The sequence below is a fragment of the Nocardioides sp. Z35_8 genome (genome assembly GCF_059621125.1).
This window is the reverse complement of record NZ_JCAQIE010000001.1, coordinates 342,826-367,895: the sequence shown is the minus strand read 5'-3', so window position 1 is coordinate 367,895 and position 25,070 is coordinate 342,826. Positions and strand designations below refer to the sequence as shown.

Annotated in this window: 23 protein-coding genes; 15 read left to right on the top strand and 8 right to left on the bottom strand. The window is 72.9% G+C overall.

Annotated elements, in window-relative coordinates; genetic code table 11:
• The first annotated feature begins 26 nt into the window (after positions 1–26).
• Positions 27–1,040, top strand: a complete 1,014-nt coding sequence (gene galE / locus AC54T2_RS01750; RefSeq protein WP_496665365.1) for a UDP-glucose 4-epimerase GalE — start codon at positions 27–29, stop codon at positions 1,038–1,040.
• Positions 1,041–1,154: 114 nt separating this feature from the next.
• Complete coding sequence (locus AC54T2_RS01745; protein WP_496665364.1) at positions 1,155–1,370, top strand: putative endonuclease domain-containing protein; 216 nt, start codon at positions 1,155–1,157, stop codon at positions 1,368–1,370.
• Between the two features lie 43 nt (positions 1,371–1,413).
• Here AC54T2_RS01745 and AC54T2_RS01740 read toward each other — a convergent pair whose 3' ends face one another.
• A complete protein-coding gene (locus tag AC54T2_RS01740; RefSeq protein WP_496665363.1) occupies positions 1,414–2,316 on the bottom strand; it encodes a dihydropteroate synthase in 903 nt (300 codons plus the stop codon).
• A gap of 31 nt (positions 2,317–2,347) precedes the next feature.
• Between AC54T2_RS01740 and AC54T2_RS01735 the strand changes: the two genes are divergently transcribed.
• The gene (locus tag AC54T2_RS01735; RefSeq protein WP_496665362.1) at positions 2,348–3,025 is read left to right on the top strand and encodes a dihydrofolate reductase family protein; all 678 of its coding nucleotides are present in this window, start codon (positions 2,348–2,350) and stop codon (positions 3,023–3,025) included.
• Positions 3,026–3,028: 3 nt separating this feature from the next.
• Here the strand turns inward: AC54T2_RS01735 and AC54T2_RS01730 are convergent, their stop codons facing one another.
• From AC54T2_RS01730 to AC54T2_RS01720, 3 genes are all read right to left on the bottom strand, one after another.
• Positions 3,029–3,553 carry a type 1 glutamine amidotransferase domain-containing protein gene (locus AC54T2_RS01730; protein ID WP_186339225.1) on the bottom strand — a complete coding sequence of 175 codons (525 nt, stop codon included), beginning with the start codon at positions 3,551–3,553 and terminating at the stop codon, positions 3,029–3,031.
• Between the two features lie 76 nt (positions 3,554–3,629).
• Positions 3,630–4,790, bottom strand: coding sequence for an acyl-CoA dehydrogenase family protein (locus tag AC54T2_RS01725; protein WP_186339224.1), 1,161 nt, complete (start codon positions 4,788–4,790; stop codon positions 3,630–3,632).
• 42 nt (positions 4,791–4,832) lie between these two features.
• Entirely contained in the window at positions 4,833–5,330 is a 498-nt protein-coding gene (locus AC54T2_RS01720) for a DUF1707 SHOCT-like domain-containing protein (protein WP_186339223.1), read from the bottom strand.
• 93 nt (positions 5,331–5,423) lie between these two features.
• Between AC54T2_RS01720 and AC54T2_RS01715 the strand changes: the two genes are divergently transcribed.
• The gene (locus AC54T2_RS01715) at positions 5,424–6,785 is read left to right on the top strand and encodes an MFS transporter (RefSeq protein WP_186339222.1); all 1,362 of its coding nucleotides are present in this window, start codon (positions 5,424–5,426) and stop codon (positions 6,783–6,785) included.
• Between the two features lie 37 nt (positions 6,786–6,822).
• On the opposite strand, the gene AC54T2_RS01710 is transcribed toward AC54T2_RS01715, so the two are convergent.
• Entirely contained in the window at positions 6,823–7,443 is a 621-nt protein-coding gene (locus tag AC54T2_RS01710; RefSeq protein WP_186339221.1) for a hypothetical protein, read from the bottom strand.
• A gap of 8 nt (positions 7,444–7,451) precedes the next feature.
• Positions 7,452–9,344, bottom strand: coding sequence for a translational GTPase TypA (typA, locus tag AC54T2_RS01705; protein WP_496665361.1), 1,893 nt, complete (start codon positions 9,342–9,344; stop codon positions 7,452–7,454).
• Between the two features lie 219 nt (positions 9,345–9,563).
• Between typA and AC54T2_RS01700 the strand changes: the two genes are divergently transcribed.
• The 3 genes from AC54T2_RS01700 (at position 9,564) to AC54T2_RS01690 (ending at position 12,486) form a co-directional block, all read left to right on the top strand.
• Positions 9,564–10,910: a protealysin inhibitor emfourin gene (locus AC54T2_RS01700; RefSeq protein WP_496665360.1), complete on the top strand. Its 1,347-nt coding sequence runs from the start codon at positions 9,564–9,566 to the stop codon at positions 10,908–10,910.
• Positions 10,911–10,914: 4 nt separating this feature from the next.
• Positions 10,915–11,424, top strand: a complete 510-nt coding sequence (locus AC54T2_RS01695) for an O-acetyl-ADP-ribose deacetylase (protein ID WP_496665359.1) — start codon at positions 10,915–10,917, stop codon at positions 11,422–11,424.
• A 66-nt stretch (positions 11,425–11,490) separates the two neighbouring features.
• Positions 11,491–12,486: a DNA topoisomerase IB gene (locus tag AC54T2_RS01690; RefSeq protein WP_496665358.1), complete on the top strand. Its 996-nt coding sequence runs from the start codon at positions 11,491–11,493 to the stop codon at positions 12,484–12,486.
• A gap of 24 nt (positions 12,487–12,510) precedes the next feature.
• Here the strand turns inward: AC54T2_RS01690 and serC are convergent, their stop codons facing one another.
• Complete coding sequence (gene serC, locus AC54T2_RS01685; protein WP_489975216.1) at positions 12,511–13,632, bottom strand: phosphoserine transaminase; 1,122 nt, start codon at positions 13,630–13,632, stop codon at positions 12,511–12,513.
• A 99-nt stretch (positions 13,633–13,731) separates the two neighbouring features.
• Between serC and AC54T2_RS01680 the strand changes: the two genes are divergently transcribed.
• Positions 13,732–14,265, top strand: a complete 534-nt coding sequence (locus AC54T2_RS01680; protein ID WP_489975215.1) for a GNAT family N-acetyltransferase — start codon at positions 13,732–13,734, stop codon at positions 14,263–14,265.
• 7 nt (positions 14,266–14,272) lie between these two features.
• Here the strand turns inward: AC54T2_RS01680 and AC54T2_RS01675 are convergent, their stop codons facing one another.
• Entirely contained in the window at positions 14,273–16,432 is a 2,160-nt protein-coding gene (locus AC54T2_RS01675; protein WP_496665357.1) for a DUF5005 domain-containing protein, read from the bottom strand.
• 425 nt (positions 16,433–16,857) lie between these two features.
• On the opposite strand from AC54T2_RS01675, the gene AC54T2_RS01670 reads away from it, so the two are divergent.
• From AC54T2_RS01670 to AC54T2_RS01640, 7 genes are all read left to right on the top strand, one after another.
• Positions 16,858–17,223 (top strand): thiol-disulfide oxidoreductase DCC family protein, encoded by a 366-nt coding sequence (locus tag AC54T2_RS01670; protein ID WP_186339213.1) that lies wholly within the window; start codon positions 16,858–16,860, stop codon positions 17,221–17,223.
• Positions 17,224–17,310: 87 nt separating this feature from the next.
• The gene (locus tag AC54T2_RS01665; protein ID WP_496665356.1) at positions 17,311–17,958 is read left to right on the top strand and encodes a VldE C-terminal domain-containing protein; all 648 of its coding nucleotides are present in this window, start codon (positions 17,311–17,313) and stop codon (positions 17,956–17,958) included.
• Positions 17,959–18,021: 63 nt separating this feature from the next.
• Positions 18,022–18,660, top strand: a complete 639-nt coding sequence (gene pdxH, locus AC54T2_RS01660) for a pyridoxamine 5'-phosphate oxidase (protein ID WP_496665355.1) — start codon at positions 18,022–18,024, stop codon at positions 18,658–18,660.
• A 153-nt stretch (positions 18,661–18,813) separates the two neighbouring features.
• The gene (locus AC54T2_RS01655) at positions 18,814–20,547 is read left to right on the top strand and encodes an ABC transporter ATP-binding protein (protein WP_186339210.1); all 1,734 of its coding nucleotides are present in this window, start codon (positions 18,814–18,816) and stop codon (positions 20,545–20,547) included.
• On the top strand, positions 20,544–22,568 hold the full coding sequence (locus AC54T2_RS01650; RefSeq protein WP_496665354.1) for an ABC transporter ATP-binding protein: 2,025 nt from the start codon (positions 20,544–20,546) through the stop codon (positions 22,566–22,568). Before AC54T2_RS01655 ends, AC54T2_RS01650 begins: the two co-directional genes overlap by 4 nt.
• A 440-nt stretch (positions 22,569–23,008) precedes the next feature.
• On the top strand, positions 23,009–24,595 hold the full coding sequence (locus tag AC54T2_RS01645; protein WP_496665353.1) for an MDR family MFS transporter: 1,587 nt from the start codon (positions 23,009–23,011) through the stop codon (positions 24,593–24,595).
• Entirely contained in the window at positions 24,592–25,050 is a 459-nt protein-coding gene (locus AC54T2_RS01640) for a MarR family winged helix-turn-helix transcriptional regulator (protein ID WP_496665352.1), read from the top strand. The genes AC54T2_RS01645 and AC54T2_RS01640 overlap by 4 nt, the downstream gene beginning before the upstream one ends.
• Positions 25,051–25,070: the final 20 nt, after the last annotated feature.

The window sequence follows — 25,070 nt, the reverse complement described above, 5'->3', positions numbered from 1 at the left end:
AGCACGCTCCTCGTTAGGGTGGCGCCATGAAGATCCTCGTCAGCGGCGGTGCCGGCTACATCGGCTCGCACACCGTCGTCCAGCTCGTCGCTGCAGGTCACGACGTCGTCATCGTCGACAACTTCAGCAACGCCCATCCCACGGTGCTCGGTCGGATGGAGTCGCTCACCGGCACGGCGCTCACGCTGCACTCCTTCGACCTGTGCGACCGCGACAAGACCGAGCACCTCTTCGCGGCCGAGGCGTTCGACGCGGTGATCCACTTCGCCGGCTACAAGGCGGTGGGGGAGAGCGTCGAGAAGCCGCTCGACTACTACGAGAACAACCTCGGCTCGACGTTCTCGCTCGTGCGCGCGATGCAGCGCCACGGCGTGGACAAGCTGGTGTTCTCCTCCAGCGCGACCGTCTACGGCACCGACCAGGCCGGTGCCACCGAGGACCGCCCCACCTTCGCCACCAACCCCTACGGCTGGACCAAGGTGATGCAGGAGCAGATCCTGCGCGACGTCGCCGCGGCGGCACCGCAGATGCGCTTCGCCCTGCTGCGCTACTTCAACCCCGTCGGCGCCCACGAGTCGGGCACGATCGGCGAGGACCCCTCGGGCACCCCCAACAACCTGATGCCCTTCATCGCCCAGGTGGCGGTCGGCAAGCGCGACAAGCTGCTCGTCTTCGGCGACGACTACGACACCCCCGACGGCACCGGCGTGCGCGACTACATCCACGTCGAGGACCTCGCCGCCGGCCACGTCGCCGCCCTCGAGGCGCTCGCCACCACGAGCGACGGCGTCAACGTCTGGAACCTCGGCTCCGGCCACGGCACGAGCGTCCTGGAGCTGCTGCGCGCCTTCGAGCGGGCGGTCGGTCGCGAGCTGCCCCACGAGGTCGTCGCCCGGCGCCCCGGCGACGTCGCGGTCTCCTACGCCGACCCCTCCAAGGCCAACCGCGAGCTCGGCTGGAGCACGACGAAGTCGGTCGACGAGATGGCCGCCGACACGTGGCGCTGGCAGTCGCAGAACCCGCAGGGCTACACCGGCTGACCACCCTGCCGCGTGGCCGACTCGGCGCTCCGGGAAGGAGTCGTCGACCGCGACGTCCCGCAGGGTCGTGTGCCGGGCGGGGGTCGTCGACCTGCTCGACCGCGTGCTGGGGACGTGGTGGAGGCCGAGTCGTTCGCGCACCACTGGTCGAGGGTGGGGCTCCAGCGCGACGTCGACCGCTACACCGCGGCGGCGCGGGCGGGGCTCGTGGTGCTCCGGTTCTCCTGGCCAGACGTGATGCTCCGCCCGGACGACGTGCGCGCGTCGCTCGAGGACGTGGTCCGGTGGCGCGCCATGCAGGCGGTGGGGCGCCACGGGCTGGTCGCCTGAGCGTGCGGCGCACCCGCCGCGCGAACTGCCTGCAGGGTGGTGGTCAGCGGACCTCGAGCTCGGCCATCGCCCGCAGCACCACCCGCAGGTGCGCGACCTCGTGGACCCGGAGCAGGTGGGCGCCGCCCAGTGCGGCGAAGACGCCGTAGAACCCCTCGGCCTTGCGGAACTCGTCGCCGAACAGGTCGTAGGTGTGCGGCAGCGCGTTGCACGCGGGAACGCCGAGGGGGCGGAGGCGGAAGGTCTGGGCCAGCACCCGGGCCTGGTGGCGGGCGCGGGGGATCGGGTCGACGAGGTTGCCGTAGTAGAAGCCCATGCCGGGGTCGACGACGACCTTGTCCACCCCGAGCGAGCGGGCGTGCTCGAGCCGGGGCGCGAAGTGGTCGAGCAGCACCGGCATCGGATCTGAGTCGGGGGGCACGTCGTCGATGTCGCGCACGTTGGCCGTGGTGCCGAAGCACATGATCACGGCGGCGTCGTACTCCGCGGCGAGGGCGAGCATCCGGTCCTCGTGCTCGCGACCGGTCATGTTGAGGACCCGGGCACCGGCGTCGAGGCAGGCCCGGACCACCTCGGGCTCGTAGGTCTCGACCGAGACGACCGCCTCGGCCGCGAGCTGCTTCACGGCGGGCACGAGACCGGCGATCTGCTCGGCCGGCGTCACCCGCGCCGTGCCGGCGTTGCTCGACTCCGCGCCGAGGTCGATCACGGCGGCGCCCTGCGCGGCCTGGATGCGACCCATGCGCACGGCGTCGGCAGGGCTGGTGGCGACGCTCTCGCGGTAGGTGGAGTCGCGGGAGAGGTTGATGCAGCCCATCAGCGTGACGGCGCCGTCGCCGATCGACACCGGCCCTCTCGGACCGTCGAGGACGACCGGCGCCACGGGGCTGTCCCAGGCACCGGCGTGCTCGGCGTGCAGGGTGGCCAGGTCCGCAAGGGTGATCACCCTCGTCAGGGTAGGCGGCAGGATGAAGGCCGTGACCGAGCCCCTCGAGCTGCAGCGCCTGGCCGACCTGACCGACGACGAGCTGGCGGCCGCCTACACACCGCTCCGCGAGCCGTGGCTGCGGGTCAACTTCGTCAGCACCGTGGACGGCGCGGCCACCGGCTCCGACGGGCTCAGCGGCACGATCAACAACGCCGCCGACAAGCGGGTCTTCGACGCTCTGCGGCGACGGGCGCACTGCCTCGTGGTCGGGGCCGGCACCGTGCGCGAGGAGGAGTACGACGTCCCGCGGGTGCCGATCGTCGTCGTCAGCCGCTCGGCCGACGTGCCGCCGAGCCTGGCCGCGGCGCCGCCCGGGCGGGTGCTGATGGCGACCGTGGCCACCTCGGCCGGGCTGGAGCGGGCGCGCGAGCGGCTCGGCGACGACTGCGTGCTGGTGCTCGGGGAGGAGCAGATCGACCTGGCGGCGCTCAAGGCCGCGCTGGCCCAGCGGGGCTGGACCGAGCAGCTCTGCGAGGGCGGGCCGTCGCTCTTCGCCGACCTGCTGGCCGCGGGGGTGGTCGACGAGCTGTGCTGGACCGTGGTGCCGCAGCTGACCGGCGGCGACGCCGTACGCATCGCCGCCGGCGCAGAGGTCGATGTGCCCCTGCGCCCCACCCTGCTGCTGGAGCAGGACGGGACGTTGCTGGGGCGCTGGCTGGTGGAGTGAGCCTCAGCCGAGCGCTTCGAGCAGCGCCTGGGAGAAGGCCGGGATGTCGTCGGGGTTGCGGCTGGTGATGAGGTTGCCGTCGACGACGACCTCCTCGTCGACCCACTCGCCCCCGCCGTTGCGGATGTCGGTCTGCAGGCTCGGCCAGCTGGCGACCCGCTTGCCGCGCACGCGGTCGGCCTCGACGAGGGTCCACGCGGCGTGGCAGATGGCGGCGACGGGCTTGCCGGAGTCGACGAAGTCGCGGACGAAGGCGACCGCCTCCTCGTCCATGCGGAGGGCGTCGGGGTTGGCGACCCCTCCGGGCAGGACCAGCGCGTCGTAGTCGGCGACGGCCACGTCGGAGACGCGCCGGTCGACCCGCTGGGTGCTCGACTTGTCGAGGTGCTGGAAGAGCTGGACCTCGCCCTCGTCGGTGGAGAGCAGGTCGGCGGTGTGGCCGGCGTCGGTCGCGGCCTGCCACGGCGTGGTGAGCTCGACCTCCTCGACGCCTTCGGTCGCGGTCAGGAATGCGATGCGCTTGGACATGCCCTTCACGGTTGCTCGCGACGCGGGGGCGGACAACACACGTTGGGGTGGTCCGGGCGATCGCTCGGAATCGACGTCAGCCGATCGCGCCGGCGTCGTCCTTGGCCAGCGACCGGGAGATCACCATCCGCTGGATCTGGTTGGTGCCCTCGAAGATCTGCATGACCTTGGCCTCGCGCATGTAGCGCTCGACCGGGAAGTCGCGGGTGTAGCCGTAGCCGCCGAGCACCTGGACCGCGTCGGTGGTGACCGACATGGCGTTGTCGGTGGCGACGAGCTTGGCGATCGAGGCCTCGCGCGAGAACGGCACCCCCGCGTCGCGCAGGCGGGCGGCGTGCAGCACCGTGGCGCGTGCCGAGACGATCGCGGCCTCCATGTCGGCGAGCACGAAGGCGAGGCCCTGGTGGTCGATGATGCGCGTGCCGAAGGTCTCCCGCTCGCGGGCGTAGGCCACGGCCGCGTCGAGCGCACCCTGGGCGAGGCCGACCGCGACGGCGGCGATGCCGAGACGACCCGAGTCGAGGCCGGCCAGCGCGATGCGGAGTCCCTCGCCCTCGGCTCCGAGGCGGCGCGAGGCGTCGACGCGTACGCCGTCGAAGCGCATCGTGGCGGTCGCCGAGCCGGTGAGGCCCATCTTGCGCTCCGGGGGGTCGGCGCTGAGGCCCTCGGCGTCGGCGGGCACGAGGAAGCAGGAGATGCCGTTGCGGTCGTCGGAGGTGCGGGCCATCACCTTGTAGAAGTCGGCGTGCCCGCCGTGGGTGGTCCAGGCCTTGGCTCCGTTGATGACGTACGAGTCGCCGTCGCGTCGTGCCGTCGTACGCATCGCGGCGGGGTCGGAGCCGGCATGCGCCTCGGAGAGGCAGTAGGCGCCGAGCAGGTCGCCGCTGAGCATGTCGGGAAGCCACTCGGCGCGCTGCTCGTCGGTGCCGAAGTGCGCGAGGCCGAAGCACGACAGGGCGTGGACCGAGACCCCCACGCCGACCGACGACCACACGGCGCCGATCTCCTCGAGCACCTGGAGGTAGACCTCGTAGGGCTGCCCGCCCCCGCCCTGCTCCTCGGGATAGGGCAGCGACAGCAGGCCGGCCCGGCCGAGCATCGTGAAGACGTCGCGGGGGAACGTCTCGGTCGCCTCCGCCTCGGCCGCGCGAGGGGCGAGCTCCTTGGTCGCGATCTCGCGGGTCAGCGCGAGCAGGTCGCGGGACTCGTCGGTGGGCAGGTGGCGGCGAGCGGTCATGGAGCGGAGGCTACCCGCGCGTGGGGCGCCGTCCTCGGCCGGTCAGCGGCGGGGGTGCGCCCAGCGGTAGAGCGCGACCAGGCCCGGCAGGAACAGCACGAGCATCACGATGCCGGCGATCCACGAGCCCGGGCCGTCGCCGAAGAGCAGCAGGCCGCTGCCGCCGAGGATGAACGGCGCGGTGAACAGCCCGACCACCCAGAAGAGCAGCCGGGGCACGATGCTCTGCGAGCGGGCAGGCGGCGCGGCCACGAGCGGGTGGGGGACCGGCATGGCAGGAGCCTCAAGCCCCGCCATCACGTCCTCGAGGTCGCCGTAGGTGCGCGCAGCGAGGGCCAGGGAGGTGCGCTCGTCGAGCTCGGGGGCAGTGATGCGGCCCTCGCTGAAGGCGGCCGACAGCCGGCGGCACACCTGGTCCCGCTCGGCGTCGGAGACGAAGAGGGCGTCGCGCTCGGCGTCGGCCTGCTCCTGCAGGCGCCGCCACCGCGCGTAGGCGTCGTCGCCCGGAGCCGATGGGGTGTGGTGCGGCGGCATGCTCATGGGCGACAGGGTAGGGCCCGCGATGCGTGGGACGTCGCCTTCTCCGGGATCGTCGGGGAATGAGGCGCACCGTGCAGGGGTTGTCGCCAGGTGATGCCCTCCACGTCCGCACGCCCCGACGCCGAGGCCCCGGACGACTCCCGCCGGGTCTCGATGCTGCTGGGCCTGCTCTTCGGCCTGGCCGGCATGGGCTCGTCAAGCGCCGCGGTAGCGCTGGCCCTCCTCGGCGAGGACCTCGGTGTGAGCGCGGGGCTCGCCGCGTGGGTCATCAGCCTCTACGTCCTGATGCTGGCGGTCACCACCGCGCTCTACGGCCGGATCTCCGACCTCGTCGGCGTCCGGGGGCCGCTCCTGGCCGGCCTGGTGCTGATGTCGGTGGGGGCGCTGGTCGCCGCGCTCGCCCCGACGTTCGAGGTGCTCCTGGGCGCGCGGCTGCTGCAGGGCGCCGGCGCCGCCGCCGTGCCGACGCTGGGCGTCACCATCCTGTCCGCGAAGTACACCGGCGAGGTGCGCGGCCTGGCGTTCGGTCGCCTCGCCGGCGTCGCCGCCGCCGTCAGCTGCCTGGGCCCGCTGATCGGCGGCCTGGTGGAGGCGGCCTGGGGCTGGCGAGCGGTCATGGCCCTGCCCATCCTCGGGGCCCTCGTCGTGCCGCTGCTGTGGCGTGCGCTGCCGACCGGCGGGAGCGGGGCCCGCCTCGACGTCGTCGGCGCTGTCGTCGTGGCCCTCACCGCCGCCGGCATGGTGCTGCTCGTCCAGTCGCCGTCGGCGGGCCTGGTGGTGGCGGCGGTGGGCGCGACCCTGCTGGTCCTCGGCGTCCCCGCGGTCCGTGCCTCCGTACGTCGTCGCCCCGACGGCTTCCTGCCGGTCGAGGTGATCCGCAACGCCACCGTCGTGCGGAGCGCCGTGGCCGCCTCCGCGGTCCCCGCCTCGTGGTTCGCGATGCTCATCGCGGTGCCCGCCGTGCTGCTCGGGGAGGGCTGGCAGGCGTGGCAGGTCGGCCTGGCCATGGTGCCGAGCGCGGCAGTGGCGCTGCTCGTCCCGCAGGTCTCCGGTCCGATGCTCACCCGGATCGGGGCCGGGCGCTCGCTCGCCGTCGCCGCGCTGGTGGCCTCGGCCGCGCTGCTGGTCTCTGCGGCGGGAGCCCACTGGACGAGCGCCACCGTGCTGGTGGTCGGCATCGTCCTGGTGACGTTCGCCTTCGGCGTCGGCCAGCCCGCGTTGAGCGCGGTGGTCGGCGACGCCGTGCACGAGGAGGTGCGGGGCGTGGCGCTGGGCGTCTCGACGCTGCTGTTCCTCATCGGCGGCAGCGTCGGCTCGGCCGTCGTGGCCGGCGTGAGCGGACCGCTGGGCATGCCGCTCGGCCTGCTCCTGCTCGCGCTCCTGCCGTTGCTCGGGCTCGTCGTGCTGGCCCCGACCCTGCGGCCCGACCTGGTCGAGCCCGTCGTCACCGACTGACAGCGACCCGCGGCCGGGAGGACGGGCAGCCCGGCGCCTAGCGGGAGCGCTCGGCCAGGGCGACTGCCGCGCGCTGCACGACCGGCTGCTCCTCGGGGTCGCGGGCGGCGTCGCTCGGCACCGCCCCGCCCAGCAGCGCGGCCGGGGTGGTGAGCCAGATCCATGCCCGCCACGGGTCGACGCCCGCGGCGAGCAGCGGCTCGAGCACCGCCAGCAGCTCCTCGCGCACCTCGCCGGCGTCGTCGAGCTGGAAGGCCGGCACCAGCGTGCCGCCCTCGTGCTGGACGAGCAGCACACCGCGACGCTCGGCCGCCTTGTGCAGGGCGAAGCGCGCGGCGTTCTCCGAGATCCCGCGCCGGCGGGCCACGCCGGCGTAGTCGAGCCAGCCGCCGTCGAGGAGCGTCTGGCGCACCTCCGCGTCGCGGCGCAGCCGCACCAGCTCGACGGGTACGCCGTGCGCCGGGTCGTCGCCCACCGAGCGGAGGGCGCGGTCGAGCTCGGCGACGCGTTCGGCATCGAGCTCGTCGCCGCTCGCCGGGTCGCGCCAGCGCACCGCGCCGCCGTCGCGCTCGAACGTCGGCAGCCCGGCCGCGGCCAGCTGGCCACTCAGGCCGAGGCGGTCGAGCCAGGCCGCGAGCTCGGTCCCGAGGTCGGCCACCGCTTGACCTACTTGTTGGCCTTGCGGGCCCGCGACGCCGTCTTGGCGCGGGCGTTGGCGTCGAGCACGACCTTGCGGATGCGCACCTGCTCCGGCGTGACCTCGACGCACTCGTCCTCGCGGCAGAACTCCAGGCACTGCTCGAGCGAGAGCCGCTTCGGCGGGATCAGCTTCTCGAAGTTGTCGGAGGTGGCGGAGCGGATGTTGGTCTGCTGCTTCTCCTTGGTGATGTTGACGTCCATGTCGTCGGCGCGGGAGTTCTCGCCCACGATCATGCCCTCGTAGACCTCGGTGGCGGGCTCGACGAAGAGCACGCCGCGCTCCTGCAGCGACGTCATCGCGTACGCCGTCGCCGCGCCGGCGCGGTCGGCGACCAGCGAGCCGTTGTTGCGCGAGCGGATCTCACCGGCCCACGGGAAGTAGCCCTCGGAGATGTGGTGGGCGATGCCCGTGCCGCGGGTCTCGGTGAGGAACTCGGTGCGGAAGCCGATCAGGCCGCGGGAGGGGACGACGAAGTCCATCCGGACCCAGCCAGTGCCGTGGTTGGTCATGCCCTCCATGCGGCCCTTGCGGCTGGCCAGGAGCTCGGTGATGGTGCCGAGGTACTCCTCCGGGGCGTCGATGGTCAGCCGCTCGAAGGGCTCGTGGACCTTGCCGTCGATCTCGCGGGTGACCACCTGCGGCTTGCCGACGGTGAGCTCGAAGCCCTCGCGGCGCATCTGCTCGACGAGGATCGCCAGGGCGAGCTCGCCGCGGCCCTGGACCTCCCAGGCGTCGGGGCGCTCGGTCGGCAGGACGCGGAGCGAGACGTTGCCGACCAGCTCGGAGTCGAGCCGGTCCTTGACCAGGCGCGCGGTGACCTTGGAGCCCTTGACCTTGCCGACCAGCGGCGAGGTGTTGGTGCCGATCGTCATCGAGATCGCCGGCTCGTCGACGTGGATGAGCGGGAGCGCGACGGGGTTGTCGGAGTCGGCGAGGGTCTCGCCGATGGTGATGTCGGGGATGCCGGCGATGGCGACGATGTCGCCGGGGCCGGCGGACTCGCCCGGCTTGCGCTCGAGGCCCTCGGTCACCAGCAGCTCGGTGATGCGGACGTTCTTGACGGTGCCGTCGCGCTTCATCCACGCGACGGTCTGGCCCTTCTTCAGGGTGCCCTGGTGGACGCGCAGCAGCGCGAGGCGACCGAGGAACGGCGAGGAGTCGAGGTTGGTCACGTGGGCCTGCAGGGGCGCCTCGTCGTCGTACTGCGGGGCGGGGATGGTCTCGAGGATCGTCTTGAAGAGCGGCTCGAGGTCGGTGCCCTCGGGCATCGAGCCGTTCTCGGGCTGCTCGAGCGAGGCGATGCCGGCCTTGCCGGAGGCGTAGACGACGGGGAAGTCGAGCGCGTCCTGGCTGTGCGACTCGTCGAGGAGGTCCATGAAGAGCTCGTAGGACTCCTCGACGACCTCGGTGATGCGGGCGTCGCTGCGGTCGGTCTTGTTGACGACCAGGATCACCGGCATGTCGGCGTTGAGCGCCTTGCGGAGCACGAAGCGGGTCTGGGGGAGCGGACCCTCGGAGGCGTCGACGAGCAGCACGATGCCGTCGACCATCGACAGGCCGCGCTCGACCTCGCCACCGAAGTCGGCGTGGCCGGGGGTGTCGATGATGTTGATGACCATCGGCTGGCCGCCGCCGGCGGGACCGGCGTAGTGGACCGCGGTGTTCTTCGCGAGGATGGTGATGCCCTTCTCGCGCTCGAGGTCGCCGGAGTCCATGACGCGGTCGGCGACGCTCTCGGCCTGGTGCGCGGTGAACGCACCGGCCTGGCGGAGCATCGCGTCGACCAGCGTGGTCTTGCCGTGGTCGACGTGTGCGACGATCGCGACGTTGCGCAGGTCGGAGCGGGACTGGAGGGACATGCAGGGGCCTTCCGGGCGGTGATCGGGTGGCGACAGGCGGCTGAGCAGCCGCACGCGCGAAGGCGTGGATCGCGCGACAAGGCTACCGGCGGCACGGCCGAGGCGTTCAATTCCGACGCTCACCCCCCGGGTGGGGAGACAGTTCGCGCACGGCACGGCACCCACGCGGCGGCACGTCGAGTCCTTCCCCCTGTCGGTGGCGCGGGGTAGACAGGGGCGATGACCACGTCTCGGGCCGCGCGCTGCACCTTCATCCCACCCTGGCTCGTGGAGCGGGTCGACGGCCCCGAGCGCGCCGCCGCCGACGAGGCGCTGCGCCGCGAGCGGGCCGCCCGCAGCGGGGTCCGGCCGGAGCCCGCCCCGATCGGGGGCGCGGTCGCGACCGCGGCGTGGACGGTGCACGACGCCGGGTCGAGCACCTCGCTGCCCGGCACCCCCGCCCGGAGCGCGGGCGAGCCCGCGACCGGTGACGTGGCGGTCGACGAGGCCGCCGCCGGCATCGAGGCGACGCTGCTGATGTTCCGCGACGACCTGGGGCGCGACTCCTACGACGGCGCGGGCGCCCCCGTCAGCCTGACCGTCCACTTCGGCTCGCGCTACAACAATGCGTTCTGGGACGGCATCCAGCTGGTCTTCGGCGACGGCGACGGCCGCGTGTTCGAGCGGTTCACCAAGCCCGTCGACGTCCTGGCCCACGAGTTCTCCCACGCCGTCGTCGAGCTCACCGCGGCACTGGCCTACGAGGGCCAGCCCGGCGCCCTCAACGAGTCGGTGGCCGACGCCTTCGCCTCCTGCCTCAAGCAGCGTCTCCTCGGCCAGGACGCGGCCGAGGGCGACTGGCTCATCGGCGAGGGCATCTTCCTGCCGCGCGTGCGGGCCCGGGCGCTGCGTGACCTGGCTGCTCCCGGCACCGCCTACGACGCCCCGGAGATCGGCGCCGACCCGCAGGTGGGCCACTTGGACGACTACGTCGAGACCACCGACGACAGCGGTGGCGTCCACCTCAACTCCGGCATCCCCAACAAGGCGTTCCAGCTCGCCGCCGTCGCGATCGGCGGCCGGGCCGTCGAGGGTGCCGGCCGCATCTGGTACGACGCACTCGTCGGCGGCGATGTCCCGTCTCGGGCCACCTTCGCGACCTTCGCCGCGGCCACCGTGGCCGCAGCCGGGGAGCACGCCGACGCGGTCCGCGAGGCGTGGGCCCGGGTCGGCGTCGAGCCGGCCCGCACCGGTGCCGCCGCATCCACCCAGCCCGAGCCCGGGCGCCAGCCCCAGCCGGGCGTCGCCGGGGGGCGGCTCCGCGTCGAGCGCAGCGGCGGCTTCGCCGGCCGCACCGAGGCGGCCGAGGTCGACCTCGACCCCGCTGACCCCGACCTCGGCCGGTTGGTGACCGAGGCGGTGCTGGGCGCGGCCACCGCTGACGGCCCGCCGCGGCCCGACATGTTCGTCTACACCTTCGCCGTCGACGACCGGGCGCCGGTGCGGGTGCCCGAGCACCTGCTGACCGCCAGCCAGGCCGAGCTGGCCAGCCGGGTCCTGCGCGCCGACGCCGGACGGGAGGGCTGAGCCGGTGCGGCTCACCGTCGTCGAGGGCGACATCACCACCCAGGAGGTCGATGCCGTCGTCAACGCCGCCAACCGCCGGATGCGCGGCGGCGGAGGCGTCGACGGGGCGATCCACGCCGCGGGCGGCCCGGAGGTGCTCGACGACTGCCGGCGACGCTTCCCCCACGGCCTCGCCACCGGCGCCGCCGGCTGGACCACCGCCGGCCGGATGCCCGCCCGCTGGGTGATCCACGTGGTCGGTCCCAACTGGAACGCCGGCGAGCGCGACCGGTCGCTGCTCGAGTCGTGCTACTCCGGAGCCCTCGCGGTGGCCGACGAGCTCGGAGCCCGCTCGGTGGCCTTCCCCCTCGTCAGTGCCGGGGTCTACGGGTGGCCGCGCGACGACGCGATCGCCGCCGCCGTCGACACGCTGCGCGCGACGCCGACCTCGGTGGAGGAGGCCCGGCTCGTGGCCTTCGGCGCGACGGCGTACGACGAGATCCGCGCCGTGCTGTCGAGCCGGCCGCCGGGCTGAGCGCCAGGCCGCCGGACCTCCCTCAGGGTGGCCGCGGAGCGGGGAGGGGTTCGCTAGGTTCGCGCCATGCCGCGACTGAGGCGCACGTTTCCCGACCAGCCCGGCTGGACCCGGCGCCGGGCGGGCAAGGGCTTCGTCTACCTCGACCAGCACGGCGAGCGCCTCGACCCCGACCAGGTCCAGCGCTGCAAGGACCTCGTCATCCCGCCGGCGTGGAAGGACGTGTGGATCACGCCCCACCCCCACGGCCACCTCCAGGCCGTCGGCACCGACGACGCCGGGCGCCGCCAATACCTCTACCACCCGCAGTGGCGGGCCAGCCGCGACGCGGCCAAGTTCGACCGGATCCTCCTGTTCGGCAAGGCGCTCTCCCGGGCCCGCGAGCGGGTGCTGGCCGACATCGGGGCCGAGGGCATGTCGCAGGAGCGGGCGTGCGCGGTCGCCGTGCGCCTGCTCGACCTCGGCTACTTCCGCATCGGCAACGACGTCTACACCGACACCAACGGCTCCTTCGGCCTCACCACCATGCGCAAGGAGCACGTCTCGCGCCACCGGGGCGGCATGCGCTTCTGCTTCACCGGCAAGTCGGGCGTCGAGCACTGCATCGACATCGACGACCCGTCAGCGGTGAGCGCCCTCGAGGTGATGCGTCGTCGCCGCGGTGGCGGTGACGAGCTCCTGGCCTGGAAGGACGGCCGCACCTGGCGCGACCTGTCCTCCTCCGACGTCAACGACTACATCCGTGGCTGCTTCGGCATCGAGGCGACCGCCAAGGACTTCCGCACCTGGCACGCCACGGTGATCGCGGCGGCCGTCCTCGCCGACTCCGACGAGCCGGGGGCGACGAAGGCGTCGCGCAAGCGGGCGGTGTCCGCGGCGATGAAGGAGGTCGCGGAGTTCCTGGGCAACACCCCGACCCTCGCCCGGACGGCCTACGTCGACCCGCGCGTGGTCGAGGCCTACGAGCGCGGCAGGACGATCACGGTGCGCGGGTCCTACGACACCGACGACGCGCGGCAGGCGGCGCTGGAGCGCGCCGTGCTCAAGCTGCTGGCGGCCTGAGCACGACGCGTCCGGCGCGGGACGTCAGCTGTGGGCGACGACGTGGTCGATCGCGGCGGTGAGCTTCTCCACGTCGGCCGGGTCGACCGCGGGGTACATCGCGATGCGGAGCTGGTTGCGCCCGAGCTTGCGGTAGGGCTCGGTGTCCACGATGCCGTTGGCACGCAGGGTGGCAGCGACGGCGGCCGCGTCGATCGAGTCGTCGAAGTCGATGGTGCCGATCACGAGCGAGCGGTCGGCCGGCTCGGCGACGTAGGGCGTGGTGTAGGACGTCCGCTCGGCCCATCCGTAGAGCGCGTCGGAGCTGGCGGTCGTGCGCTCGACCATCCCCTTCAGCCCACCCTGGCTGTTCATCCAGTCGAGCTGCTCGGCCATCAGGAAGAGGGTCGCGACCGACGGGGTGTTGTAGGTCTGGTTCTTCGAGGAGTTGTCGATCGCGGTCGGCAGGTCGAAGAACGGCGGGACGTAGCGCCCGCTCGCGGCGATCTCCTCGGCGCGGGCCAGGGCGCGCGGTGACATGAGGGCGATCCACAGGCCGCCGTCGGAGGCGAAGCACTTCTGCGGTGCGAAGTAGTAGGCGTCCACCTGGTCGAGGTCGACCGGCAGGCCGCCGGCGCCGGAGGTCGCGTCGACCAGCACGAGCGCGTCGTCGGCCGCCCCGGCCGGACGGCGGACGGGCGCCATCACGGCGGTGGAGGTCTCGTTGTGCGCCCAGGCGTAGGCGTCCACGCCCTCCTCGGCGACCGCGTCGGGACGCGAGCCGGGCTCGCTGGTGATGACCGTCGGGTCGGCCAGCCACGGTGCCTTCCTGGCCGACGTGGCGAACTTGGAGGAGAACTCACCGAAGGACAGGTGCTGGCTCTTCTCGCGGATCAGGCCGAAGCAGGCGATGTCCCAGAAGGCGGTCGCGCCGCCGTTGCCGAGCACCACCTCGTAGCCCTCGGGCAGGTCGAAGAGCGCGGCGAGGCCCTCGCGGACGCGGCCGACCGTCTTCTTCACCGGGGCCTGCCGGTGGGAGGTGCCCATCAGCGAGGAGCCGGTCGCGGCGAGCGCGTCGAGGTGGCTGGTCTGGATCTTGGACGGACCCGCGCCGAAGCGGCCATCGGCCGGGAGGAGCTCGGCGGGGATCTTCAGGGCGTCGGTCATGGGAAGCCTCACGTGTGGTGCGGAAGGACGGTCCTGACGACGCTGTCAGCGCGTCTATTGTGGCACCCGCTCGCACACGTCTCACGATCGGGGATCTCGATGGACCACGGCTCGCCGTCCTCCGGCCCTGCAGCGGCCGCGGCGACCGGGGCCGCGGCGTCCGGGCTGCGCATCGAGCGGCTCCCGATCACCCACCGCGACGCGCAGCTGCTGGTGGAGGCGGTCCAGGAGGAGTACGTCGCGCGCTACGGCGGTCGCGACGAGTCGCCGGTCGACCCGGCCGACTTCGAGGACCCGCTCGGGCAGTTCTTCGTCGGCTACCTCGACGGCGTCCCGGTCGCCACCGGCGCGTGGCGGCGCAGCTCGGTGACGGCGCTGGGCGCCGAGGTGAGCGCCGAGGTCAAGCGGATGTACGTCGTGCCCGCGGCCCAGCGGCGCGGCCTGGCGCGGCGGATGCTCGCGCACCTCGAGGCGACCGCCGCCGACGCCGGGATCGAGGTGCTCGTGCTGGAGACCGGGATCAAGCAGCCGGAGGCCATCGAGCTCTACCTGTCCTCGGGCTACGAGCCGATCCCCGGGTTCGGCCACTACTGCGGCTCCGAGCTCAGCCGCTGCTTCGGCCGGCGCATCTGACGTCCCGTCACCCCGGCAGCCGGACGCGCAGGAACGTCGGACGGTAGAGGCGCGGATCCTCCGTGATCCTCCGGGCGTCGACGTTGTTGTTGCTGTAGGACGCCACCACGGTCCCGGGCCGGGGGAACAGCTGCGGGTGCGCGAGCGGCATGTAGGTGATCGCGCCGGAGTCGGCGTCGACGGGCAGCGACGCGACCGGCGCCGTCCGGGTGAAGGGTCCGGTCGGACGGGGGGCGGTCCACAGCACCATCTGGTCGCCGAGGTCGCCGTCCAGCTTGCTCAGGGCGTACCAGCGCCCACCGCGGCGGAAGACGCTCAGCGTCTGCGACACGCCTCCGGCGGCAGGGATGAGCCGGGCCGCCTCGCCGGCGTCGCGCTGCCAGGCGCTGCCGTCCCAGAAGCGCCAGCGCGAGACGTCGAGCACGTCGTTGGGGCGCACGCGCGCGACCCGGAGGGAGAATCCGAAGACGCCCTCCTGGTCGGGGTTGGCGGTCCCGTAGAGGTAGAGCCACCGGTCGGCGACGGCCATCGCCGCCCCCCACTCCGGCGGGCTCCGCCGCGGGTCGTCGGGTCCGATGTCCTCGACCTCGATGAGCTGCGGCGTCGCGCCGTCGGCCACCACGAACACCGCCAGGGACGGCCCGAGGTTGGCGAAGTCGAACGAGCCGGCTCCGGTGGCGGCGACGCGCTGGGTCGAGACCAGCACGAGGTCGTAGCCGGGGCGGTGGGACACGGCGGTCGACATCGGCCAGTAGCCGACCCCGTCGCGGCGGTCGGGGATGAGCGCGCCCCGGGAGGGCGGGAGCACCACCGAGACGCAGTCGGCCTGCCAGAGCATCATCGAGTTGCGCACAAGTCGCGGTCCGTCGAAGGCCGGGGCACGCAGCGTGTCGCCGAAGACGACGAGGAACCGGCCGTCGCCGAGCTGGACGTCGGCCCCCACGTCGCCGCCCTGGAACGCCGGGACCCCCTGCAGGTCTGCGACCTGGGCGTTCAGCTGGGTCACGGTCGTGGGCCGGACGCCACGATCGACGCACGTGGTCCGGGTCGCCACGCTGGGCAGTGACGCGGCGCCGAGCACGTCGGCCGGCACGAAGGCGGTCACCAGTCCCAGCACCGCCGCCAGCGGCGCCACGGCACCCAGCACCCACAGCCGCCAGTGCCGCACCGGCATCGCCGCCCCTGGCTCCCGGGATCGCTCGCGCATCCGGTGGGCGAGCGCCAGCACGAGCAGGGCGACCGCCGCAGCGGCGGCGATCGCGAGCACGTGCTGGCGCGCTGCGGGCTCGACGCGGGCCACCTCCGCGAGCGCCCCCTGCGCCGCGCTGGTCGGCATCCACCCGGTCGCGGCCGCCCAGGAGGGGGGCAGCAGGTAGGGGTCGGTGGCGAACAGCAGCGACGTGGCGAGCACGAAGTGCGCCGCCGTGGCGGTGGCCAGCCCGACCACTCCTGCCAGCGCCTCGGCACCGAGGACGACCGCGCCCATCGTGAACACGTACAGCGCGCCGATGCCGATGACGGCCGGGTCGTCGCCGGGCAGCCGCGTCGCGGGGGCGAGCTGGAGCAGCGCGGCGCCGGTGACGGCGACCCCACCGAGGGCGACTACTGCCGGCAGCAGGCGCGACCGGTCGGACCCGCCGGCCCGGCCCCGCACCAGGGAGAGCACCAGCGCGACGCCGAGTCCCAGCACGCCCGCCAGCAGGACGAACCAGCGGACCCGCTCTGCGGCGTCCGAGTCCTCCACGGCGAGCTCCTCGACGGCGAAGGTCCGGTCCCTGGAGGCCGAGATGGTCTCGAGCCGGTCGGTGACCGCGTCGTTGAGCGCCGCGTCGGCCCGTGCGTTGACGAGCACGACGTCCCGGGTGGTGCGCAGGTCGACCAGCACGGCAGCGACGGCCGTGCCGTCGTGCACGGCGCTGCGGGCCTCGTCCTCGTCGTCGGTCCAGGTGGCGTCGAACGGCGCGGCCGCCATGGTGTCGGCGTCGTCGGCGAGCGACGACGCGACCACCGCCGGTGCGGCGACCAGCAGCGGGACCCGGTGCGGCTCCTGGGCATCGGCGCTCCGGGCGATCATCGCCAACGCGACCCCGTGGGCGAGCACCACGGCCAGGCACGTCACGGCGGTCGTACGACGCGCTCGCTGCCTCGATCCCACGTCGCCTGCCACGTCGCCCCATCCGCCGGTCGGCCAGGTGGGGGGATTCTCCCAGAGGCGGTGGGGTGCGGGAAGCGTCCCGGCCCGTCGGTGGGGTGCGGCTGGCCAGGATGGCGCCCCCGCCAAGGCGGACAGACTGCTGACGCTGAGAACGACCTTCCACGGGTCCCGCGGATCACTGGACACGTCTCGTCCCCGCTAGGACACCCGGATCCGGGCCGTTGAGCGGGGACGTCCCCGCTCAACCCCCGGCGCGCGCGTACGTCCCGGCGCCTCGATCCGGCTGAACGACGCCCGCGCGTCCGGCGACCACTGGACACGTCTCGTCCCCGCTAGGACACCCGGATCCGGGCCGTTGAGCGGGGACGCCCCCGCTCAACCCCACCCGCGCGCCACTGCGGAGCGTGCGCTGCCGCCACGCGACGTAGGCTCGTGCCGTGGACCGAGGCCTCATGCTCAACGACGCCGACTGCGGCTTCTGCATGCGCACGGCCCGCCTGGTGCCGCGGCTCGGCGTCGACGTCGACAGCTCGACCGTGCAGGCCGCCGACCTCGAGGAGCTCGGCGTCGACCCCGAGCGCGCCGTCGTCGAGATGCCCTACGTCCACCCCGACGGTCGCGTCGACTACGGCCACCGCGCGTTCGCCTCGATCCTGCGCACGGGGCCGCTGCCGGCCCGGCTCGCCGGGCGCCTGATCACCGCGCCGGGCGTCGACCCCGTGGCCCGCCGCGCCTACGCCTGGGTCGCCGCCCACCGGCACCGGCTGCCCGGCGGGACGCCCGCCTGCGAACTACAGCGGTGATGTTCTGACGAACCCCTGACGGCGGCGCGCGGGCGCGCCTACGGTCCCTGTGCCGGATGTGGTCACAGGGGAGGGTGGGACGTTTCGATGCAGTCATCAGCGGGGGTCGGCGCGCGGGTCGCGGCCACGGGCGTGCTGCTGCTCGGCCTGTTGCTGGGCCTGCTCGCAGGCGGTCCGGGAGCCTCGGCGCAGGAGCCCGCCAGCCGTCGCGGCACCGTCACGTCGTCGGCGCCGTTCCTGATGCCGATGGAGCCCTACTCGGGCTACCAGCCGCAGACCACCTGCCGACGCAAGCCGAAGGCGGGGGTGCTCATGCTCGCCGACTGGCTGGTCGCCCGCGGCGGCGGCTACGGCCCGATCAGCCGTTCGTGCGCCGGGTCGAGCCGCAGCGAGCACAAGGAGTCGCGGGCGTTCGACTGGCTGCTCGACGCCACCGACCCTGCCGAGGCCGCGCTCGCCGCCGCCCTGATCGACGAGGTCCTGGCGCCCGACGACACCGGCCAGCCGCACGCCCTGGCCCGCCGGATGGGGATCATGTACCTGATCTGGGACGACACGATGTACGCCTCCTACGACGGCTTCGTCGCCAAGCGCTACCTCAGCTCGGGCTGCCGCACGCGCCGCACCTGCTCGCCGACGCTGCGCCACCGCGACCACCTGCACGTCTCGCTGACGCGCAAGGGCGCCAAGGCCAGGACGTCGTGGTACGCCGCCCACGCGGCCACGCTGCCCTGACCGGCCCGCGACAGGGGGTCTCGACGCGGGCTCGCGTTGCGCACCGGCACTAGGGTCGGCGACATGGACATCGCCGGGCTGCGTGAGGAGTACGGCCGCGGCGGGCTCGACCTGCCCGACCTCGCCGACGACCCCCTCGAGATGTTCGGCAGCTGGATGCGCCAGGCGGTCGACGCGGGGCTGCACGAGCCCAACGCGATGGTGCTGGCGACCGCGTCGCCCGACGGCGGCCCGTCGAGCCGGATGGTGCTGCTCAAGGGCGTGGGCCCCGACGGGTTCGTCTTCTTCACCAACCGCTCCTCCCGCAAGGGCTCCGAGCTCGCCACCGACCCGCGCTGCGCGCTGCTCTTCCCGTGGCACCCGCTCGAGAGGCAGGTGCGCGTCGAGGGGACCGCGTCGGTGCTCGGCGACGACGAGGTCGCCGCCTACTTCCACACCCGGCCCCGTGGCGCCCGGCTCGGCGCGTGGGCGTCGCGCCAGTCGCGCCCCGTCGCCTCGCGCGCCGACCTCACGGCGGCCTACGCGCAGGCGCAGGAGCGCTTCGGAGACGACGCACCGATCCCGGTCCCGCCCGAGTGGGGCGGCTACCGCGTGGTGCCGGAGGCCGTGGAGTTCTGGCAGGGACGCCCCAGCCGGATGCACGACCGGCTCGTCTACCGCCGCGACGGTGCGGGCTGGACCGTGGAGCGGCTCGCCCCCTGAGCCGGGCCGTCCGAGGTCGCACGCGTCGGCCCTCGCTGCGTCGTCGGGCGTGGCCGCAAAGGCGTTGGTGGGCCGGTGGGCGCCGACCTATGCTGGCCGGGTGCGCTTCCGGGGGGTCCTCTCGCCGACGACCGCGACCGGCAGGGACTCCTGATGCTCCTCGCACTCGTACGCACCTACCTCCGCCCGTACGCCGCGCCGCTGGCCGCCGTGGTCGGGCTCCAGTTCGCCGGCACGCTGGCCGCGCTCTACCTGCCGAGCCTCAACGCCGACATCATCGACAACGGTGTCGTCACCGGCGACACCGGCTACATCGTGAGCCACGGCGGGCTGATGCTCGCCGTGTCGCTCGTCCAGGTCGCCTGCTCGATCACGGCGGTGTGGTTCTCGGCCCGCAACGCCATGGGCTTCGGCCGTGACCTGCGCGCCGCGATCTTCCACCGGGTGGGGTCGTTCTCGGCGCGCGAGGTGCAGCAGTTCGGGGCGCCCTCGCTGATCACCCGCGAGACCAACGACGTGCAGCAGGTGCAGATGCTGGTGCTGATGGGCGGCACGCTCATGGTGGCGGCGCCGATGATGATGGTCGGCGGCATCGTCATGGCCGCCCGCGAGGACCTCGGCCTGTCGTGGCTGGTGCTCGCCGTGGTGCCCGTGCTCGGCCTGTCCATCGGCCTCATCGTGCGCCAGATGGTGCCGAGCTTCCGGCTGATGCAGGAGCGCATCGACGAGGTCAACCGGCTGCTGCGCGAGCAGATCACGGGCGTGCGCGTGGTGCGCGCGTTCGTGCGCGAGAAGCACGAGACCGCCCGCTTCGCCGACGCCAACGCCCAGCTCACCGAGGTCGCGATCCGGGCCGGACGGTGGCAGGCGGCGATGTTCCCCACGGTGATGATCGTGGCCAACGTGGCGACCGTCGGGGTGCTGTGGTTCGGCGGGCACCGGGTCGAGGCGGGGCAGATGGAGGTCGGCGCGCTGACCGCCTACATCGCCTACCTCATGCAGATCGTGATGTCGGTGATGATGGCGATGTTCATGCTGATGATGGTGCCGCGCGCGGCGGTGTGCGCCGAGCGGATCACCGAGGTGCTCCACACCGACTCCTCCGTCGTCCCGCCCGCCGTCCCGGTCACCGCGCTGCCCGAGCGGCTGGGCCTCGAGCTCGACGGCGTGAGCTTCGCCTACCCCGGCGCCGACGAGCCCGTGCTCCGCGAGGTCTCGCTGCGCGCGGCCCCGGGTGAGACCGTGGCGATCGTCGGCTCGACCGGCGCCGGCAAGTCGACTCTGGTCAACCTGGTGCCGCGGCTGTTCGACGCCACCGGGGGAGCGGTGCGCGTGGGCGGGGTCGACGTGCGCGACCTCGACCTCGACACGCTGTGGTCGCGCCTCGGGCTGGTGCCGCAGAAGGCGTTCCTCTTCCGCGGCACCGTGGCCGACAACCTCCGCTACGGCAAGCCCGACGCGACGGACGCCGAGATGTGGGCGGCGCTCGAGATCGCCCAGGCGCGCGAGTTCGTCGAGGCCATGCCCGACGGCCTCCAGTCGGAGGTGGCCCAGGGCGGGTCCAGCCTCAGCGGCGGCCAGCGCCAGCGGATGGCGATCGCCCGCGCGGTGATCCGCCGGCCCGGGATCTACCTCTTCGACGACTCGTTCTCCGCGCTCGACCTGGCCACCGACGCCCGCCTGCGCGCGGCGTTGCGCCCGGCGACCCGCGACGCGACGGTGGTGATCGTCGCCCAGCGCGTGGCGACCATCCGGCACGCCGACCGGATCGTGGTGATGGAGGACGGCGCCGTGGTCGGCACCGGCACCCACGACGAGCTGCTCGAGACCTGCTCGACCTACGGCGAGATCGTCGCGTCGCAGCTGACCCCCGAGGAGGTGGCATGAGCACCCGCGAGCAGCCCGGCCCGACCACCGGGTCAGCCGACTCCCCGGCCGCCTCCGGCACGTTGAAGGAGACCGAGCGGATCCAGTCCAGCGGCCCCGGGCGCGGGCCGATGGGTGGCGGGATGATCGGGCAGAAGGCCGACACGTTCTGGCCCTCCCTCAGGCGGTTGCTCGCGCGGCTGCACCCCGCGCGCCACAAGGCGTACTCAGTCGTGGTGCTGACGCTGCTGAGCGTCATCGCCACCGCCGTCGGCCCGTGGATCCTCGGCCGGGCGACCGACCTGGTCTTCGCCGGACTGATCGGCAGGGACGTGCTGGGCTCCGGGGGCACCAAGGAGCAGGCCGTGGAGTCGCTGCGCGCCAGCGGCGAGGACGACCGCGCCGACATGGTCGCGTCGATGGACCTCACCGACGGCGTCGACTTCTCCGCGGTCGCCGACGTGCTGATGGTCGTGCTGGCGATCTACGTCGGCGCGTCGCTGCTGTCCTGGCTGGCCGGCTACCTGCTCAACGACGTCGTCCAGGGCACCGTGCTGCGGATGCGCTCGGAGGTCGAGGACAAGGTGCACCGGCTGCCGCTGGGCTACTTCGACAAGCAACCGCGCGGCGAGCTGCTCAGCCGCGTCACCAACGACATCGACAACATCAGCCAGACGCTGCAGCAGACGATGAGCCAGATGCTCAACTCGCTGCTGACCGTCTTCGCGGTGCTGGCGATGATGTTCTGGATCTCGCCGCTCCTGGCGATGGTCGCACTGGTCTCGGTGCCGATCTCGATGGCCGTCACGGGCGCGGTGATGAAGCGCTCGCAGGGCATGTTCATCCAGCAGTGGCGGCGCACCGGCACGCTCAACGCCCACATCGAGGAGACCTTCTCGGGCCACGCGATCGTCAAGGTCTTCGGTCGCCAGGCCGAGGCCGAGCGGGTCTTCGCCGAGCAGAACGAGGAGCTCTACCAGGCGTCCTACGGCGCGCAGTTCGTCAGCGGCCTGATCATGCCGATCATGATGTTCGTCGGCAACCTCAACTACGTCGTCATCGCGGTGCTCGGCGGGCTGCGGGTGGCCAGCGGCACGATGTCGCTGGGCGACGTGCAGGCGTTCATCCAGTACTCCCGCCAGTTCACCCAGCCGCTGACGCAGGTCGCCTCCATGCTCAACCTGCTGCAGTCGGGCGTCGCCTCGGCCGAGCGGGTCTTCGAGCTGCTCGACGCGCCCGAGGAGTCGCCGGACGCGTCCGGCCGCCCGGCCGAGCGCGGGCGGGGCGAGGTGCGCTTCGAGGACGTCTCCTTCTCCTACGACCCCGCGCGGCCGCTGATCGAGCACCTCTCGCTGGTCGCCGAGCCCGGTCACACCGTCGCCATCGTCGGCCCCACGGGCGCCGGCAAGACCACGATGGTCAACCTGGTGATGCGCTTCTACGACCCGCAGTCGGGGCGCATCCTCATCGACGGCGTGGACATCACCTCGATCCCGCGCGCAGTGCTGCGCAGCCGCATCGGCATGGTGCTGCAGGACACCTGGCTGTTCGCCGGCACCATCCGCGACAACATCGCCTACGGTCGGCCGGACGCCGGCGAGGAGCAGATCCTCGAGGCCGCCCGGGCCACCTTCGTCGACCGCTTCGTGCACTCGCTGCCCGAGGGCTACGACACCGTCATCGACGAGGACGGCTCCAACCTCTCGGCGGGCGAGCGGCAGCTGGTGACGATCGCGCGGGCGTTCCTCTCCGACCCGGCGCTGCTGATCCTCGACGAGGCGACGTCCTCCGTCGACACCCGCACCGAGCTGCTGCTGCAGCAGGCGATGGCCGCCCTGCGCTCCGACCGCACCTCGTTCGTCATCGCCCACCGGCTCTCCACCATCCGCGACGCCGACCTGATCCTCGTCATGGAGGACGGCTCGATCGTCGAGCAGGGCTCGCACGAGCAGCTGCTCGGGGCAGGCGGGGCCTACGCGCGGCTCTACCGCTCCCAGTTCGAGGGGGCGCCCGAGGCGGCGCCCGAGGACGTCGTGGGGTGAGCGGCTTAACCCGTTGAGCGGGCCCACCCGGCGACGTACGGTGGTCCTACACAGAAGGGAGGTGATCCGAGGAATGAGTTCTTTTCGGATGAGTGAGGTGGCTGCCAGCTAGGCAGCCCGCATCGCCGACAGCTGCCGGCGAATCCACTGCAGCCACCCGACCCGCAGGCTCCCGGTGTCATCCCCCGGGGCCCCTCCCCGAGGGGCAGCAGGCCTGCGGGTCGCTGCATGTCCGGGGCTGGTCGGGGCAGGTCGGTGAGGTCGGGGCAGGTCGGGGCAGGTCGGGGCAGGTCGAGTCGGCGCGTCCTGACGCCCGAACGACGTCGAGTCGGCGCGTCCTGACGCCGTCCTGGGGTGCGTACGCCGGGTTGGGGAACATCCGGGCCGCGACTATGGTTGTGCAAAACAACTATTGCTCTGAGCAACCGAAAAGGACCGTAGTGACCCAGGCTCCCCCCATCACCGCCGAGCAGAGCGGCGAGATGACGCACCGCGAGGTGCTCGAGGCCCTCAGCGGCCTGCTGCTCGCGATGTTCGTCGCGATGCTCTCCAGCACGATCGTCAGCAACGCCCTGCCGACCATCGTCGACGACCTCGAGGGCAGCCAGACCGGCTACACCTGGGTCGTCGTGGCCACCATGCTCGCGATGACGGCGACCACGCCGATCTGGGGCAAGTTCGCCGACCTGTTCAACAAGAAGACCCTGGTGCAGAGCGCGCTGGTGATCTTCTCGGTGGGGTCGCTGGCTGCCGGCTTCGCACCGTCGATGGAGGTCCTGATCGGGGCCCGCTTCGTCCAGGGCCTCGGCGTCGGCGGCCTGACCGCGCTGGTCCAGGTCGTGATCGCCACGATGGTCTCCCCGCGCGAGCGCGGCCGCTACAGCGGCTACATCGGCGCGGTCTTCGCCCTCGCCACGGTGAGCGGCCCGCTCGTCGGCGGTGTGCTCGTCGACACCATCGGCTGGCGCTGGTGCTTCTTCGCCGGACTGCCCGTGGCCCTGCTGGCCTTCGTCGTCCTCCAGCGCACCCTGCGCCTGCCCGTCGTCCTCAAGCGGGACGTCTCGATCGACTACCTCGGGGCGACCCTGCTGGTCGGCGGCGTGTCCATCCTGCTGGTCTGGGTCTCGCTCGGCGGCAACAACTTCGACTGGATCTCCTGGACCAGCGGCCTGATGATCGTCGCGTCCATCGTCGTGATCGGCCTCGCGATCCACGTCGAGGCCAACGTGGCGGCCGACCCGATGATCCCGCTGCGCCTGTTCCGCGAGCGCACCCTCACCCTCGCCACGGTCGCGTCGGTGCTGATCGGCGTCGCGATGTTCGGCTCGACGGTCTACCTGAGCCTCTACTTCCAGCGCGCCAAGGACATGAGCCCGACCGAGGCCGGCCTGATGTCGATCTGCATGGTCGGCGGGCTGCTCGTCTCGAGCATCGTGAGCGGGCGGATCATCTCCCACACCGGCATCTGGAAGCGCTGGCTCGTCGGCGGCATGGTGGCGGTCATCGCCGGCATCGCTCTGCTCGGCACGATCGACGCCTCCACCCCGCTGTGGCGCACCGGCCTCTTCATGGCCGTCCTGGGGCTGGGACTCGGCGCGACCATGCAGAACCTCGTCCTCGCCGTGCAGAACACCATCGCGCTCTCCGACATGGGAGCCGGCTCCTCCGTCGTCGCCTTCTTCCGCTCCCTGGGCGGCTCCGTCGGCATCGCCGCGCTCGGTGCCGTGCTCGCCCACCAGGTCGCCGCGGCCGTCGAGTCGGGGCTGACGAAGCTGCTCGCGATCCACCCGGAGTACGCCTCCGCGGTCTCGCACGACACCGGCAGCATCCCCGACGTCTCGGACCTGCCGGCTCCGGTGCGGGCGATCTTCGAGAGCGCGTTCGGCGACGCGACCGGCCACATCTTCCTGGTCGCCCTGCCGTTCGCGGTGGGGGCGCTGATCGCGGTGCTCTTCATCAAGGAGACCCCGCTGCGCACCTCGGTGATGCGCGAGGACGAGCTCCTGGCGCAGGAGCCCCGGTCATGAGCACGAGCGCGACGGCCACGAGGCAGGACGACCTGCGCTTCATCGAGGCCGAGGTCGGCATCCTGATCCGCCGGGTCAAGCGGGTGATGGCCGACCGGGCCCGGGAGGTCCACCCCGACCTGCACCCCATCACCTACTTCATCCTGAGCCACCTGGCCCAGCACGGCCCGCTCCGTGCCGCCGACCTGGCCGACGCGTACGGGATGGACAAGGGCGGCGTCAGCCGCCAGGTGCAGACGCTCGTCGACCTCGGCCTGGTCGAGCGCCAGCCCGCCGCCGACGACCGCCGCGCGATCCTGCTCGACGCGAGCGCGGAGGGCCGCCGGCGGCTCGAGGCGATGTTCCGGGCCCGCAGCGACCGCTTCGACGAGCGGCTCTCGGCCTGGAGCGACGAGGAGCTCGCCGCCTTCGGCGCCCAGCTGGCGGCCTACAACCGCGCCCTCGGCGACGACTGAGCGACCGACACGGCGCAGCC

What these genes read in the sequence shown, in the direction of transcription:
- AC54T2_RS01720 (WP_186339223.1), bottom strand. Translation starts at nt 5,330, where the DNA reads ATGAGCATGCCGCCGCACCACACCCCATCGGCTCCGGGCGACGACGCC.
- AC54T2_RS01700 (WP_496665360.1), top strand. Translation starts at nt 9,564, where the DNA reads ATGACCACGTCTCGGGCCGCGCGCTGCACCTTCATCCCACCCTGGCTC.
- AC54T2_RS01725 (WP_186339224.1), bottom strand. Translation starts at nt 4,790, where the DNA reads ATGACCGCTCGCCGCCACCTGCCCACCGACGAGTCCCGCGACCTGCTC.
- AC54T2_RS01715 (WP_186339222.1), top strand. Translation starts at nt 5,424, where the DNA reads ATGCCCTCCACGTCCGCACGCCCCGACGCCGAGGCCCCGGACGACTCC.
- serC (WP_489975216.1), bottom strand. Translation starts at nt 13,632, where the DNA reads ATGACCGACGCCCTGAAGATCCCCGCCGAGCTCCTCCCGGCCGATGGC.
- AC54T2_RS01730 (WP_186339225.1), bottom strand. Translation starts at nt 3,553, where the DNA reads ATGTCCAAGCGCATCGCATTCCTGACCGCGACCGAAGGCGTCGAGGAG.
- typA (WP_496665361.1), bottom strand. Translation starts at nt 9,344, where the DNA reads ATGTCCCTCCAGTCCCGCTCCGACCTGCGCAACGTCGCGATCGTCGCA.
- galE (WP_496665365.1), top strand. Translation starts at nt 27, where the DNA reads ATGAAGATCCTCGTCAGCGGCGGTGCCGGCTACATCGGCTCGCACACC.
- AC54T2_RS01680 (WP_489975215.1), top strand. Translation starts at nt 13,732, where the DNA reads ATGGACCACGGCTCGCCGTCCTCCGGCCCTGCAGCGGCCGCGGCGACC.
- AC54T2_RS01640 (WP_496665352.1), top strand. Translation starts at nt 24,592, where the DNA reads ATGAGCACGAGCGCGACGGCCACGAGGCAGGACGACCTGCGCTTCATC.
- AC54T2_RS01655 (WP_186339210.1), top strand. Translation starts at nt 18,814, where the DNA reads ATGCTCCTCGCACTCGTACGCACCTACCTCCGCCCGTACGCCGCGCCG.
- AC54T2_RS01665 (WP_496665356.1), top strand. Translation starts at nt 17,311, where the DNA reads ATGCAGTCATCAGCGGGGGTCGGCGCGCGGGTCGCGGCCACGGGCGTG.
- AC54T2_RS01650 (WP_496665354.1), top strand. Translation starts at nt 20,544, where the DNA reads ATGAGCACCCGCGAGCAGCCCGGCCCGACCACCGGGTCAGCCGACTCC.
- AC54T2_RS01690 (WP_496665358.1), top strand. Translation starts at nt 11,491, where the DNA reads ATGCCGCGACTGAGGCGCACGTTTCCCGACCAGCCCGGCTGGACCCGG.
- pdxH (WP_496665355.1), top strand. Translation starts at nt 18,022, where the DNA reads ATGGACATCGCCGGGCTGCGTGAGGAGTACGGCCGCGGCGGGCTCGAC.